This is a genomic window from Microbacterium sp. SSM24 (genome assembly GCF_025989145.1).
Taxonomy (GTDB): Bacteria; Actinomycetota; Actinomycetes; order Actinomycetales; family Microbacteriaceae; genus Microbacterium.
Window position 1 is genome coordinate 1,918,124 of the sequence record NZ_JAPDNQ010000001.1, and the last position, 12,573, is coordinate 1,930,696.

A 12,573-nucleotide genomic window follows, 5' to 3' on the forward strand; every position below is an offset into this window, starting at 1 on the left:
CCGCGCTGCGGCTTCGTGGGTCAGGAGCCGCTGCGGCGCCGGCGGACGACGATGGCGATGACGATCAGCACGACGCCGACGACCAGCACGATCGGCCCGATCGTCGCCCAGAGGGAGGAGCCGCTCATCGCGGATCCGCCCAGGACGTTCAGGCCCTGGAGGGTCCAGACGAGCCCGATGGCGATCAGGACGACACCGCCGAGGACCAGAGGCCAGACGCGTTTCATGCTGCGACCCTAGTTCTCGCTCGCGGGCTCCGACAGGGGTGCGCGTGTCATGACAGGTAGGGGTCGACGAGCAGCGGACCGCGGATGTCGCGCAGCGCGTCGATGAGGCGGTCGAGGCCTTTGCGGTTCCACGCCGACAGCTGAAGGTCGTAGGGGCCCAGCGGTTCGAGTCGCCCCGTCCGGATGCGCACCACCTCCCACTTCGCCGCGCGCAGCGCCCGGTCCTTGCGGCGGTCGGCGTCGGCCCGCTTTCCCACGTGCTCCAGACCGTGGCGCCCCGTGCTGTCGTACTCGACGGCGATGCGCAGCTCGGGGAGCAGGATGTCGGGCCACACCTCGACGTGCTCGAAGAACGGCCGCGCGACCCGGACGGCGTTGAGGCCGGGTGTCACCGAGAGCCGTGCGAACAGGTCTGCGCGCAGGCGCGCCTCGACCGCGGATGCGGGCTTGGGCGCGCACTCCGAGAGGAACGGCTCGCCCACGGGCAGGTCGGGCGTCTTCGGGCAGAGCTGCTGCGGGCGGCGCGGCTTCTTCGCGCGGAGCACCGCGCGTCCGATCGGGCTCGCGACGGCGGCGGGCACCGTTGAGCCGGGCGGGACCACGACATCTCGCATGGGCAGCGCCCGGGGCGGGCGGGCGAGGTCGGCGCACTCCGGGCACCAGGCCGATCGGCGGCGCTCGCGGCCCGGGCGGTGGCGCTGCTCGTCCGGCGTGGCGGCGAAGGAGTGGCCCGCCTCGCACTGCCACAGCAGGAGCACGTCGGCGGCGGGCGGAACTTGACTCAGGACGATGCCGGCGTTGAGTTCGGGGTGGTACTGCCGGATGAGCGCCGGAAACGAGGCCCACGCCTCGCGATAGGACCCCACGGGGTACGGAATCTCCGCACCCTTCGAGAACTGGCGGCGTGCCCACCACAGTTCGACGCGCTCCGCCATGCGAGCAGGCTAAGCGCGGCCGCCGACATCCGTCGTGGCACTCCTGCGTCTCAACGACGCGGATACCTAGACTGGGCGAATGACTGCAGCGTCCGTCGACGAGTCCGCATCGCGCCTCCTTCTGCTTCGTAAGCTGCAGTTCGTTTTCATCGCTGTGGGGGCGGTCATCATTCCTGTGGCGATCGTGTCGGTTGCGCTTGTCTGCGCGCCGACCGATCAGTCCGTCGCCGCCGCTCGCGCAACGGCCGGCGGCATCCTCGCCGCAGGGTTCGGGTCAGCGTCTCTCGCCATGATGGCGGCCATCAGCTACACGGTGGGCCAGCGGCGAAGCGGCGCATCTTGCGCGATACTCGCCCTGGCGTATCTCGCAGTCGGAATGAGTATCGGGGCGACTCTGGCCTGACCGTCGCTCTCGGTGACGTTCATCCTTCGAGCAGTCAGCGCCGGTTCCGTATGATCTGAGCGGTCCGACCAGATGCGACGGCGACCGTGACTGCTCCTGCCGCGACACTTGCCAGGGCGGAGGCGAGAAGCAATTGCGCGCCACCGATCTCCGCCAGCGTGGAGAGAGACTCCTGCGGCAACTGCGCGATGTAGGCACCGACGCACAGGGAGGCGATCCCAATGCCGCAGGCGGACATCATCGCGGTCTCCAACATCGCGATGAGGGACGTCGCGGCACGCGAAAGACCGAGCAGGCGGTAGAGCGCATACTCGTGACGCCTGGCGGCGACGAGAAGTCCGCAAGAGAGCGCTGCGCTCACGCCCCCAGCCGCCCAAGCCCACTGTGTCCAGCGGCGATCCCATGCCTCTGTCGCGGCGTCGCTTAGCACTCGATCCCGAAGCGTCGTCACGTTCAACTGCCCGGCATCTCCGAGGGCGGCGACCAGCGTGGATCGGACCGCAGAGAGCGCGCCCCGCTCCGTCTCCACCCAGCACTGCTGCACGCGAGCGAGGGTAGGAGCGAGCACCGTCAGCCATCGGCCGCGCTCCTCGGCTCTGATCGAGGGAGCGGCCTTGGAAACCGTGACCTGACTACCATCCGACAGGTCGATCACCGCCTCGGGGGCTACACCCAGTTCCGCCTGCACGTCCGCGCCGATCGAACCGATGCGCCCCGGGAGCGCCGACAGCGGAAGGTCGAGGATGTCGAAATATCCCTCTGTGGCATAGACGCGGCGGACATCGATGACGGGTGGTGAGCCGATCGAGACCACGTCCGGATTCGTGACACCGCCAGCGGCGACGACGCCATCCTGATGGTCGAGCCTGAGGCAGTCTCGACTATCCAGAGTGCCCGAATCGTTCTCGATCACGAGGACGCTCGCGCCGCGCAGCTGCTCTTCCGAGATGGTCGCCATTGCGGTGTAGCCGACGTGTAGCTCTGCCGCGACGCTCCCCGTGAGGGCCGCAGCGACGAGAGTCGATCCCGCGAAGAAACGCCAGGGGTGGGTGACCGATGTACGCCAGGCCTCATTGATCACGGTCGCGAGGTCAACCATCGCGACTCGCGGAAGGCCGAAGGCTCAACGATGAGTCGCACGCCTCGACCACATCTCCGTCGTGCGTAGCCACCACGACGAGCTTTCCTGCTCGAGAGGCCGCTTTGAGACCCGCGGTGACGAGTCGCGCGTTCTTCGCGTCCAGATTCCCGGTGGGCTCATCCGCGAGGATGAGCATCGACGGCGAGCAGAGACACCTGGCGATGGTGACTCGTTGTTGCTCCCCGCCTGACAGATCGTTCACGACGGACGTCAGTCGGGAACTCAGGCCCAGGTACTCGATCGCGTCGACCGCGGCGTTTCGCGCCGATGACGGCTTCATTCCTCGAGCTGTTGCTCCGATCAGCACGTTGTCGAGCACCGGTCGCCCGCTCAGGACCAGATTGTTCTGCAGGATCCAGGCCGATGCAGCCCGTCGATCGAGCACTTGGGAGGCGCCATCGCGGTGGTCTCGGAGAACAACTCTCCCCGATGTCGGTTGACGCATTCCTCCGAGAAGGTCGAGCAGTGTGGACTTGCCACATCCTGACGGCCCCTCGACGGCATTGAAGCTCCCCAGGTTCCATTCCAGAGAAATGCCAGAGAACAGGACGTCTGCACCCGGTCCGTATCGAAAGCCGACGTCCTCGAGCACTAGCGACACCGGGTGTCCCCCACCACATCACCGGGATTGACGAGGACACGCACGTCGGGCTCTAAAGCGCCGACGACTCGAACCTCTCCGACAGTCCCACCGTTCGCCACCACGTCTATCGCGACCCACTCGCCGTCCTGACCGGGACGAAAGACGCAGACCTCGCCAGCCTCGTCCACGAAGACCGCACTCGACGGCACTTGCCACCCGGTGACCGGTTGCGCGCGGCGTACGCTACCGCTGATGTGTTCGGGTCGGGCAGCAGCGAACCTCTTCGACACCTCGCCCAAACGGTCTGGCCGGGCGATGCGCGCGCTCTCGTAGGGCATGGTGAGATCGTCTATCGCGATCTCCCACTCCGCGCTCGGGTCGGGGAGCGGCGCGTCATCGGCGCTGACCACGTTCAGGGCGCTGATCCGAGGGACGCCAGCGATGACCTTCTCACCCATCGGCGGCGCTGCCCGGCCCGGAGCGACCAGAACCTCGCTGACGATGAGCTCATCGGACGGGAGCCAGAGGACCCACCCGGGGTCGAACGTCGCGACGGCGTACGCGTCAGGTACGCCGAGGCTCGCGGCCAATCGTCGAAGCCCGAGTGTCGTATCCCAGGTCCAAAGGTCCCCGCCATTGGCGTATCCGAGGCTGTCCAGGAGCATGTTGAGAGCTCGGGTTTCCTCCTTCCCGCTCTCTGGGGAGACGGGTCGGAAGAACGGGGCGGATGAACGTGCTGCCAGCCGCCACACGCCGTCGATGCGCAGCACTTTCGCGCCATGGGAGATCTTCGCGCCCGGCGCGACCGCGACGTTCGTGACCATCCCGTTCCAGGCCGGAGCCACGAGAGCATCACCGTCCCCCCACGTCAAGCTGATCGTCGCCCGCTGCTCGTCCAAGAAGTTCTCCTCAGCGATCGGCATGGTGAGAGGTTGGACCGGTTCATCGATCGCCGTGGGTTCCTGCAACACCCACAGACCGAAAGCCAATGCTGCGCACGGGACGACGAACGCTGCCGCGATAAGGGACCCCGCGAGTGTGTTCGAGAGGGTGCGGGTAGACATCACCATGACGTCGATCAGTGCTCAGCGTGATCGTTCGACCAGGTGGAGAAGAACGCCACGTTGCTGTTGATGCATGCTTGTTCTTCTTCCGAGACCTCGCCGTCTTCCCGAATGGCGGAGACGACCGTTTCCAGATCGGCGTCGTCAGGGAGCTTGGTCAGGCCCGTCTTCGCAAGACAAGCGAGCACTTTCGGTCTGGCGTGATCGCGTTCCGCCGGCGTGAGGAGTTGCTGGTATGCCCAGAGCAGCCCCACCTGCTCGAAATACTCAGGCCTGCACTTCTCTGCGCGAGTCTCGATTTCGATCCTGGCGTCGTCGTTCGCGGCGAACACCTCGTAATCGAACGTCAGCTCCCCGTTGCCGATCTCGTAGATTTCGCCAGGCACGGCTCCCGCGTCGGCGACGCAGTCGCTGTGCGCCAACAGCGCGCGCTCGTATTCGGCGGCCGTGACGTCCCCGTCGGTCAAGATGTCCCTCTGGAACTCGCTGGAGTCATCGAGAAGTTGCGTGAGATCGAGTTTGTCGTGGGTGGCGACGGGCTGCGTGCTGCAGGCTGTGAGCAGGCCCGCGGCAAGTACGGTGATCGCGAAACCAGGGGCTGATCGGATCTTCATGTGTTCCTAAACGTTGATTCCCACGGGAGCACGCGCGTCGCTGCCCTCCGTGAAGCGGCCAGTGAGACGTGAGCCGGCCTTGAAGTAGATGTTCGGAGTCGTCGAGCTCGAACCCACGAGAGCAACGCAGCCGGAGTTCGCTCCGAACGTGCTGCTGTAGGACGTTCCGTTCGAGCGAGTTCCCGACGCCTTGGCCTTGAAGTTGCAGACGGGCGCGCTGTGGATGTGTTGAACCATGATCTTCGTGTTGTAGGTAGTCCCGTCCTTCCAGTAGGTGTAGATGTGCGACTGCGTCCAGTCGTGGTCCATCACCCAGCTGTTGTTCTGGTAAGCGGATGCCGGCAGGGCTGAGCCGAGCACCAGAGCCGTCGCCGCGAGCACGGCCGCGATTAGTCTCGACAGGTGCCTCCGAGCGCGAGTCTGCGTATCGGTGCGCGTTGATTCGGCGATGTCCAATGTCATGTTGCTGGTCCTTTCGTGAATGGCAGGCGCGACGTAACCACCTCCGACCGCCTTCGGGACAGGTTCCCGACGCTATCGAGAGGAGGGGCTGTCATCGGTTACGGCTTGGACAACTCGCGTCACGCAGTGGAGGCTGCGACATCCACTCGGTCACTCGTGCTCGGGCAGCAGCGGCGTGGACCATCCCGGATCGCGCCCCAGCTGCGTGGCGCGGGCGACGGATGCCGAGCCGAATCGGTCCCGCACGGCATCCAGCACTGTGTCGAGCCGGGCGCCGTCGTCCCAGTCGATCGGAAGCTCGGGCTGGATGCTGTCGACCCGGCCGAGTCCCGACAGGGAGATGCCGATGAGCGTGATGCCGCGCTCCTCGATCGTCGGGAGCGCCGCTGCGAGAAGTGCCCGCGCGACCGTGAGCAGCACGGCCGTCCGATCCGTCGGATGCCGCACGCTGTGGGAGCGGGTGGCCCTGGCGTAGTCGCCGTACCGAAGGCGGAGCACCACCGTCCGGCACACGCGGTCCTTCTCGCGCAGGCGGCGGCCGAGCCGGTCGACGATCTGCGTGAGGAACACGTCGAGCTCATCGGCCGAGCGCGGCCGGTTGCCGAGCGCGCGCTGCGAACCGATGGAGCCCCGTCGCTTCGTCGTGTCGACCGGTCGCGGGTCGCGCAGCCGGGCCAGCGCGTGCAGGTGCGCGCCGGCGGCCCGGCCCAGCAGACGCTCGGCCGTCGCGGCCTCGAGCTCGGCCAGCTGGCCGACCGTGCGGATGCCGAGCCCGTGCAGCTTCTCGGCGGTGACCGCGCCCACGCCCCACAGTCGCTCCACGGGCAGGGGGAGCAGGAACTCCTCCTCGCGCTCGGGCTCGACCACGAGCAGCCCGTCGGGCTTGCTCACCGCGCTCGCGACCTTGGCCAGGAACTTGGTCCGGGCGACGCCCACCGAGATCGCGAGTCCGACCTCCGTCCGCACGCGGGCGCGCAGCCGGGCCGCGATCTCTTCGGGAGCGCCCGCGATGCGGCGAAGCCCGCCGACCTCGAGGAACGCCTCGTCGATCGAGATGCCCTCGACGAGGGGAGTCGTGTCGCGGAAGATCGCGAACACCGCCTTGCTCGCCTCGGAATACGCCTCCATCCGCGGCGGCACGATGACAGCATCCGGGCACACCTCCCGCGCCTGCCTGCCCCCCATCGCGGTGCGCACGCCGCGGGCCTTCGCCTCGTAGCTCGCGGCCAGCACCACACCCCCGCCGACGATGACCGGCCGCCCGCGCAGCGCGGGATCGTCGCGCTGCTCGACCGACGCGTAGAAGGCGTCGAGGTCCGCGTGCAGCACCGTCGCCTCGCCTCGCATGCGCGCGCCTCCCTGGGGTGATCCGTCGGGCGGATCGTCCCACGCACCGACGACACCGGCCGTGTATCGGCCCCAGGGCGCATAACTCCTGCACCTTCGTCACCTCCGCGCGGGCGAGCGACGAAACCGCGCGGGCGACGGCGCGTCGGGGCTGCAAAGTGCAGGAGTTATGCGCCGGGCCTGCCGGCTCACTCGCACCGGGCCGGCCAGCTCACTCGCACCGGGACCCGCAAGCCGCCGGGGAGCCGTCCTCACTCGCGGCGGTGATACCCCGCGTCGCGGTGCTGCGTCATGACGGGCACCGCGACCGCCGCCGCGATGCACAGCACCCCCGCGATGAACACGAGGGCCGGCGCGATGGGCGACGCGAACGAGGCGCCGACGAGGTACATGCCACCCAGCAGCAGGATGGCGTAGAGCGCGAAGAGCATGACCACCTCCGGGAATCGATCCTCAGGACCGTCATACTCCGCCGCGCCGCCGAGCGCGAGAGGGGTGACGTCGACGCGGAGCGTCATCGCCGGTGGCGCCCGCGGCGGCTTCGCGTGAGAATGTGCCCCATGAGACTCGTGCAGATCGCGCAGCGCGCGGAGGACCTCCAGCGGGCCGCGGACTTCTACACCGTGCTCCTCGAGACCGCACCCGTGGCCACCTTCGATCCCCCCGGACTCCTCTTCTTCGACCTCGACGGCGTGCGGCTGCTGCTCGATCGCAAGGCGCCGTCGTCGGTGATCTACCTGCACGTCGACAACGTGCACGAGACTCTGGAACGCCTCGAGGGCCTCGCCGACGTCGTGAGCCACCCGCACGTGATCTTCACCCACGAGGACGACGCCCTCGGCCCCGAGGGGCACGAGGAGTGGCAGGCTTTCATCCGCGACTCCGAGGGCAACACGGTCGGCCTGATCGCCTTCCAGCGCCCGTAGCGCGTCCGGTGTCCTCCAACGAGGAGAATGGGCGGGTGGATGCCGCGTTCCCTGCCCTGACCGAGATGCCCGCGCCGCAGTTCGTGATGTCGGCGGAGGGTCATCGCATCGCGACGTACGTGTGGGGCGATGCCGATGCCCCGACCGTGCTGTGCGTTCACGGATTCGCCTCCAGCTGCCGCGACAACTGGGTCAACACCGGATGGGTGCGCGATCTCACTCGTGCGGGATTCCGCGTGCTCGGCGTCGACCAGCGGGGGCACGGCGCCAGCGACAAGCCGCACGAGCCCGAGGCGTACGGGATGGATGCTCTGACGTCCGACCTCGTCGCCGTGCTCGACACGTACCTGCTCGACTCGGTGCTCTACGCGGGCTACTCGCTGGGCGCGCGCGTCGGCTGGCAGCTCGCGGTGAACGCGCCCGAGCACGTCGAGCGCGCCGTGCTCGGCGGCATCCCCGACGGCCGTCCGCTCGCGCGGCTGCAGATCGAGCAGGCGCGCGCGTACGCCGAGCACGGCACGCCGGTCGAGGACCAGGTGACGCGCAACTACGTGACCCTCGCGGAGCGCGTGCCCGGCAACGATCTGCGCGCGCTCGTCGCACTCGCCGAAGGCATGCGCCTCGGCGATGCCGATCCGGATCCCGCGCGACCGCCGCAGCAGCGCGTGCTCTTCGCCACGGGCAGCGAGGACGCGATCCTCGAGCGCTCGCGGGCACTCGCGGCGGTGACTCCTCACGGCGACTTCACCGAGCTTCCCGGGCGGCACCACTTCAACGCCCCGGGCTCGCGCGACTTCCGCCGGGTGGCGCGGGAGTTCTTCGAGGCCGGGAACTGACCCGCGGTGAGCGACGCCAGACTGCCTCGCCTGCGCGGCGGGGGAGCGGCATCCTGCTCCTCTCGATGTGATCACGGTGCGCAATCTGAGCGACCGACCGCGTAGCCTGGGAGCGTGAGCGCCTACGTCTCGGCGTTCGAGCTGTTCTCCATCGGCGTAGGACCCTCGAGCTCCCACACGGTCGGTCCCATGCGGGCCGCCCTCGACTTCGTCAACCGTCTGCGCGCCGAGGGTCTCCTCGATCGCGTCGGTCGCGTGACCTGCACTCTCTTCGGCTCGCTCGGTGCGACCGGCATCGGGCACGGCACCCCCGACGCCGTCGTCGCCGGACTGATGGGCCTCGAGCCCGAGACCGTCGATCCCGACGCGGTCCGCGCGGCGTGGACGGCGTGGCCCGCGGGCCGTGCCCTGCCCCTCGGCGGAACGCGCCCGATCGAGTTCGCGAGGGACGACATCGCCTTCGAGCCGCGCACACGCCTGCCCGGCCACCCCAATGCGATGACGCTCGAGGCCTGGGTGACGCCCGACTCCGGTCGACCACGCGGGGCTGTGACGACGGCCGCCGCCGGCCAGGTCCGCGAGACCGGCGTGACCCTTCCGGTCGTGAGCGCGCCGGCGATCGCGGACGACACCGGGCTGCTCCTGCGCGAGACCTACTACTCCGTCGGCGGCGGCTTCATCCGCCGGGACGGCGAGCCCCCGCGCGTGCAGTCACGCGGGTACCGGTTCGACTTCGGCAGCGCCGAGGAGCTCCTCGCCCTGTGCGACGAACACGGCCTGACGATCGCCGAACTCGCCCGCATGAACGAGGAGGCGCTGCGCGACGACGAACAGATCGCCGCCGGCCTCGACGCGATCTGGGACGCGATGGCCGCCTGCGTCGATGCCGGCCTCCACGCCGATGGGGTGCTCCCCGGGATGCTGCAGGTCAAGCGCCGTGCGGGGTCGATCAGGTCCCAGCTCGACGAGGCGGAGGCGGACGGGCGCCGCGAGCTGCCCGGCGAGTGGCTGGGGGCGTTCGCGCTCGCCGTGAACGAGGAGAACGCCGCGGGCGGACGGGTCGTGACCGCGCCCACGAACGGTGCGGCCGGCATCCTCCCCGCCGTCGCGATGTACTGGTGGCGGTTCCTCGCCGATTCCGGGCTCGGCGCGGGGAACGCCGTGACCCCGTACGGCGAGCTCGTCGGCAGCGCGCTCCTCGGCTACGACGGACATGCGGCGCCGGCCGACGAACGCACGGCGTGGGACGAGGCATCCGTCGCCGAGGCGAACCGCAGGCGCGGCATCCGGCGCTTCCTGCTCACGGCGACTGCGCTCGGCTCGCTGTTCAAGGCCAACGCGTCGATCTCGGGCGCTGAGGGCGGATGCCAGGCCGAGGTCGGATCCGCGTGCGCGATGGCGGCCGGCGGCCTCACCGCGGTGATGGGCGGCACGAACCGGCAGATCGAGAACGCCGCCGAGATCGCGATGGAGCACCATCTCGGACTCACGTGCGACCCCGTGGGCGGTCTCGTGCAGATCCCGTGCATCGAGCGCAACGCGATCGCCGCCTCGACCGCCGTGACCGCTGCGCGCCTCGCGCTGCGCGGTGACGGCAGCCACTACGTGAGCCTCGACACCGTGGTCGAGACGATGCGCCAGACCGGCATCGACATGTCGCACAAGTACAAGGAGACCAGCGAGGGCGGCCTCGCGGTCAACGTCATCGAGTGCTGACCGGCGAGGCAGGGTCCGCTGCCGGGGTCGTAGGCTGTGCGCGTGGCGGAGTACGTGGTCCCCGCGCCCAAGCGGCGCCGCGGCCGGCCGCGCGCGGGGGAGTCCGACGCGCGGGATCGCATCATGGCCGCGGCCGTGGAGGAGTTCGGCGAGGCCGGGTACGACGGCGCGACCATCCGCGGGATCGCGGCGCGCGCGGGGGTCGACTCCGCGCTGGTGCACCACCACTTCGGCACGAAGGCCGACCTGTTCGGCGAGGCGATCGGGGCGCCCATGCGCCCCGATCTGGCCCTGCCTGAGATCCTGGCGGGACCGCGCGAGCTGGTCGGAGAAAGCATCGTCCGCTACATCCTCGAGACGTGGGAGCAGCCCGAAGTCCGGCGCCGCGGCGTGATGCTGCTGCGTTCGGCGATCGGCAACAAGCTGACCACGCCGCTCCTCTCCGGGTTCCTCTCGCGCGAGCTCCTCTCGCCGATCGCCCGCGTGCTCGACGCACCCGACGCGGACCTTCGCGCCACGCTCGCGGCCTCGCAGATCGCCGGGCTCCTCGTCGCGCGGTATGTCCTGCGGCTGCCGGCGCTGGCCGAGGCATCCGTCGATGATCTCGTCTCCCGGGTCGCGCCGACGGTGCAGCGCTACCTGTTCGGCTGATCCGGCTCTTGACCGCGCGGCCTCCGAGGCGAATAATTCATCATGTGATGAATAAATCGCCGTCGAGCGCCGTGGAGGTCCGCGGCCTGCACGTGAAGCGGGGCACGACCGAGGTGTTCACGAGCCTCGACTTCGACATCCCGCGCGGGCAGATCACCGGGCTGATGGGTCCCTCCGGGTGCGGCAAGACGACCCTCATGCGGTCGATCGTCGGCGTGCAGAAGGTGGACGGCGGCACGGTCACCGTGCTCGGCGACCCGGCGGGCACGGCAGTGCAGCGTCGGCGCGTCGCCTACGACACGCAGGCCGCGTCCGTCTACGGCGACCTGACGATCGAGCAGAATCTCCGCTACTTCGCGCGGATCATCGGGGCACCCCGCTCCGACGTCGACCGCGTCATCGAGCGCGTCGGGCTCAGCGGCCAGGCGCGTCAGACCGTCGAGTCGCTGAGCGGCGGGCAGGAGGGCCGCGTGTCGCTCGCGGTCGCCCTGCTGGGCAGCCCCGAGCTGATCGTTCTCGACGAGCCCACGGTCGGACTCGACCCGGTGCTGCGGGCCGAGCTGTGGGACCTCTTCCGCGGACTCTCGTCCGACGGCGCGACGATCGTCGTCAGCAGTCATGTCATGGACGAGGCGCTTCGCTGCGATCGGCTCATCCTCATGCGGGCGGGCAGGATCGTCGCCGACACGACCCCCGCCGGCCTGCTCGCCGACACCGGTCAGACGGATCCGGATGCCGCCTTCCTCACCCTCATCGAGCGTGACGTCGCCGACGCGGAGCACAAGCCGGCCTCCCGGCGCGAGGCACGCGAGGAGGCCCCCGAATGAACGGCACCCGCACCCTCGCGACCGCCGCACGCATCCTGCGCCAGCTGAGCCACGATCCGCGCTCGATCGCACTCATGCTCGTCGCGCCGAGCCTTCTCGTCGGCCTGTTCGCGTGGCTCTTCAGCGAACAGGACGGGGTCTTCGACATCTACGGGCCGCCGATCCTGGCGCTCTTCCCCTTCATCATCATGTTCCTCATCACCTCGATCACGACGCTCCGCGAGCGCCGCTCGGGAACCCTCGAGCGGCTCATGACGACGCCGCTCGGCAAGGCCGACTTCATCGTCGGCTACGCGATCGCGTTCGGGCTCATGGCGATGCTGCAGGCGGTCGTCACGGTGTCGTTCGCCGTCTGGGTGTGCGGCCTCGAGACCGAGGGCCCGGTGTGGCAGCTCGGCCTGGTCGCCGTGACGGATGCCGTCCTCGGCATGGCGCTCGGCCTGCTCGCGAGCGCGTTCGCGCGCACCGAGTTCCAGGCCGTGCAGTTCATGCCGCTCATCGTCTTCCCGCAGATCCTGCTCGGCGGCCTCTTCATGCCGCGTGACGAGATGCCCGCCGCGCTCGAGGTGATCAGCGACTTCCTTCCGCTGAGCTACGCGATCGACGCGATCAACGCCGTCACGGCGGGCGATGAGGGGTGGGACGTGTACGGCCCGCTCTTGATCGTGGCGGCGTTCCTGCTGGGATCCCTGATCCTCGCCGCGCTCACCCTTCGCCGCCGCACTCCCTGACCGCGCCCTCGACTCCGCGCCGTCGACGCCGCGCCGTCGACTCCGCAGTCACTTCTTGTCGTGGTTCGTCCCGGAGCGCGGCGTGTCCTGACTGCGGAGCAGCGGGCGGA

Annotated in this window: 16 protein-coding genes; 7 read left to right on the forward strand and 9 right to left on the reverse strand. The window is 69.3% G+C overall.

Annotation, left to right across the window (positions count from 1 at the left end; translation table 11 throughout):
* Positions 1–20: 20 nt before the first annotated feature.
* Positions 21–227, reverse strand: a complete 207-nt coding sequence (locus tag OL358_RS08760) for a hypothetical protein (RefSeq protein WP_264709594.1) — start codon at positions 225–227, stop codon at positions 21–23.
* A 47-nt stretch (positions 228–274) separates the two neighbouring features.
* On the reverse strand, positions 275–1,162 hold the full coding sequence (locus OL358_RS08765; protein WP_264709595.1) for a zinc-ribbon domain-containing protein: 888 nt from the start codon (positions 1,160–1,162) through the stop codon (positions 275–277).
* 79 nt (positions 1,163–1,241) lie between these two features.
* Here OL358_RS08765 and OL358_RS08770 point away from each other — a divergent pair, with 79 nt between their 5' ends.
* Positions 1,242–1,565 carry a hypothetical protein gene (locus OL358_RS08770; RefSeq protein ID WP_264709596.1) on the forward strand — a complete coding sequence of 108 codons (324 nt, stop codon included), beginning with the start codon at positions 1,242–1,244 and terminating at the stop codon, positions 1,563–1,565.
* Positions 1,566–1,599: 34 nt separating this feature from the next.
* Here OL358_RS08770 and OL358_RS08775 read toward each other — a convergent pair whose 3' ends face one another.
* The 7 genes from OL358_RS08775 to OL358_RS08805 all read right to left on the reverse strand — a co-directional run bounded on the left by OL358_RS08775 (position 1,600) and on the right by OL358_RS08805 (position 7,294).
* Positions 1,600–2,664: an FtsX-like permease family protein gene (locus OL358_RS08775; protein WP_264709597.1), complete on the reverse strand. Its 1,065-nt coding sequence runs from the start codon at positions 2,662–2,664 to the stop codon at positions 1,600–1,602.
* Positions 2,657–3,298 carry an ATP-binding cassette domain-containing protein gene (locus OL358_RS08780; RefSeq protein WP_264709598.1) on the reverse strand — a complete coding sequence of 214 codons (642 nt, stop codon included), beginning with the start codon at positions 3,296–3,298 and terminating at the stop codon, positions 2,657–2,659. The genes OL358_RS08775 and OL358_RS08780 overlap by 8 nt, the downstream gene beginning before the upstream one ends.
* On the reverse strand, positions 3,298–4,212 hold the full coding sequence (locus OL358_RS08785) for a hypothetical protein (RefSeq protein ID WP_264709599.1): 915 nt from the start codon (positions 4,210–4,212) through the stop codon (positions 3,298–3,300). The genes OL358_RS08780 and OL358_RS08785 overlap by 1 nt, the downstream gene beginning before the upstream one ends.
* Before the next feature lie 155 nt (positions 4,213–4,367).
* On the reverse strand, positions 4,368–4,967 hold the full coding sequence (locus OL358_RS08790) for a hypothetical protein (protein ID WP_264709601.1): 600 nt from the start codon (positions 4,965–4,967) through the stop codon (positions 4,368–4,370).
* Positions 4,968–4,973: 6 nt separating this feature from the next.
* Positions 4,974–5,429 carry a hypothetical protein gene (locus tag OL358_RS08795; protein WP_264709602.1) on the reverse strand — a complete coding sequence of 152 codons (456 nt, stop codon included), beginning with the start codon at positions 5,427–5,429 and terminating at the stop codon, positions 4,974–4,976.
* Between the two features lie 150 nt (positions 5,430–5,579).
* Positions 5,580–6,776: a DNA polymerase IV gene (gene dinB / locus OL358_RS08800; protein WP_264709603.1), complete on the reverse strand. Its 1,197-nt coding sequence runs from the start codon at positions 6,774–6,776 to the stop codon at positions 5,580–5,582.
* A 251-nt stretch (positions 6,777–7,027) separates the two neighbouring features.
* Entirely contained in the window at positions 7,028–7,294 is a 267-nt protein-coding gene (locus OL358_RS08805) for a hypothetical protein (protein ID WP_264709604.1), read from the reverse strand.
* Between the two features lie 42 nt (positions 7,295–7,336).
* On the opposite strand from OL358_RS08805, the gene OL358_RS08810 reads away from it, so the two are divergent.
* The 6 genes from OL358_RS08810 to OL358_RS08835 all read left to right on the forward strand — a co-directional run bounded on the left by OL358_RS08810 (position 7,337) and on the right by OL358_RS08835 (position 12,463).
* Complete coding sequence (locus tag OL358_RS08810) at positions 7,337–7,702, forward strand: VOC family protein (RefSeq protein ID WP_264709605.1); 366 nt, start codon at positions 7,337–7,339, stop codon at positions 7,700–7,702.
* Between the two features lie 35 nt (positions 7,703–7,737).
* Entirely contained in the window at positions 7,738–8,538 is an 801-nt protein-coding gene (locus OL358_RS08815; RefSeq protein WP_264709606.1) for an alpha/beta fold hydrolase, read from the forward strand.
* A 114-nt stretch (positions 8,539–8,652) separates the two neighbouring features.
* On the forward strand, positions 8,653–10,254 hold the full coding sequence (locus tag OL358_RS08820) for an L-serine ammonia-lyase, iron-sulfur-dependent, subunit alpha (RefSeq protein ID WP_264709607.1): 1,602 nt from the start codon (positions 8,653–8,655) through the stop codon (positions 10,252–10,254).
* A 42-nt stretch (positions 10,255–10,296) separates the two neighbouring features.
* Entirely contained in the window at positions 10,297–10,905 is a 609-nt protein-coding gene (locus OL358_RS08825) for a TetR family transcriptional regulator (RefSeq protein WP_264709608.1), read from the forward strand.
* Positions 10,906–10,952: 47 nt separating this feature from the next.
* Positions 10,953–11,732 carry an ABC transporter ATP-binding protein gene (locus OL358_RS08830; protein ID WP_264709609.1) on the forward strand — a complete coding sequence of 260 codons (780 nt, stop codon included), beginning with the start codon at positions 10,953–10,955 and terminating at the stop codon, positions 11,730–11,732.
* The gene (locus OL358_RS08835; RefSeq protein ID WP_264709610.1) at positions 11,729–12,463 is read left to right on the forward strand and encodes an ABC transporter permease; all 735 of its coding nucleotides are present in this window, start codon (positions 11,729–11,731) and stop codon (positions 12,461–12,463) included. Before OL358_RS08830 ends, OL358_RS08835 begins: the two co-directional genes overlap by 4 nt.
* Positions 12,464–12,573: the final 110 nt, after the last annotated feature.

Coding starts and splice junctions, on each gene's coding strand:
- OL358_RS08765 (WP_264709595.1), bottom strand. CDS start 1,162: ATGGCGGAGCGCGTCGAACTGTGGTGGGCACGCCGCCAGTTCTCGAAG.
- OL358_RS08805 (WP_264709604.1), bottom strand. CDS start 7,294: ATGACGCTCCGCGTCGACGTCACCCCTCTCGCGCTCGGCGGCGCGGCG.
- OL358_RS08760 (WP_264709594.1), bottom strand. CDS start 227: ATGAAACGCGTCTGGCCTCTGGTCCTCGGCGGTGTCGTCCTGATCGCC.
- dinB (WP_264709603.1), bottom strand. CDS start 6,776: ATGCGAGGCGAGGCGACGGTGCTGCACGCGGACCTCGACGCCTTCTAC.
- OL358_RS08810 (WP_264709605.1), top strand. CDS start 7,337: ATGAGACTCGTGCAGATCGCGCAGCGCGCGGAGGACCTCCAGCGGGCC.
- OL358_RS08830 (WP_264709609.1), top strand. CDS start 10,953: ATGAATAAATCGCCGTCGAGCGCCGTGGAGGTCCGCGGCCTGCACGTG.
- OL358_RS08785 (WP_264709599.1), bottom strand. CDS start 4,212: ATGCCGATCGCTGAGGAGAACTTCTTGGACGAGCAGCGGGCGACGATC.
- OL358_RS08775 (WP_264709597.1), bottom strand. CDS start 2,664: ATGGTTGACCTCGCGACCGTGATCAATGAGGCCTGGCGTACATCGGTC.
- OL358_RS08795 (WP_264709602.1), bottom strand. CDS start 5,429: ATGACATTGGACATCGCCGAATCAACGCGCACCGATACGCAGACTCGC.
- OL358_RS08790 (WP_264709601.1), bottom strand. CDS start 4,967: ATGAAGATCCGATCAGCCCCTGGTTTCGCGATCACCGTACTTGCCGCG.
- OL358_RS08835 (WP_264709610.1), top strand. CDS start 11,729: ATGAACGGCACCCGCACCCTCGCGACCGCCGCACGCATCCTGCGCCAG.
- OL358_RS08770 (WP_264709596.1), top strand. CDS start 1,242: ATGACTGCAGCGTCCGTCGACGAGTCCGCATCGCGCCTCCTTCTGCTT.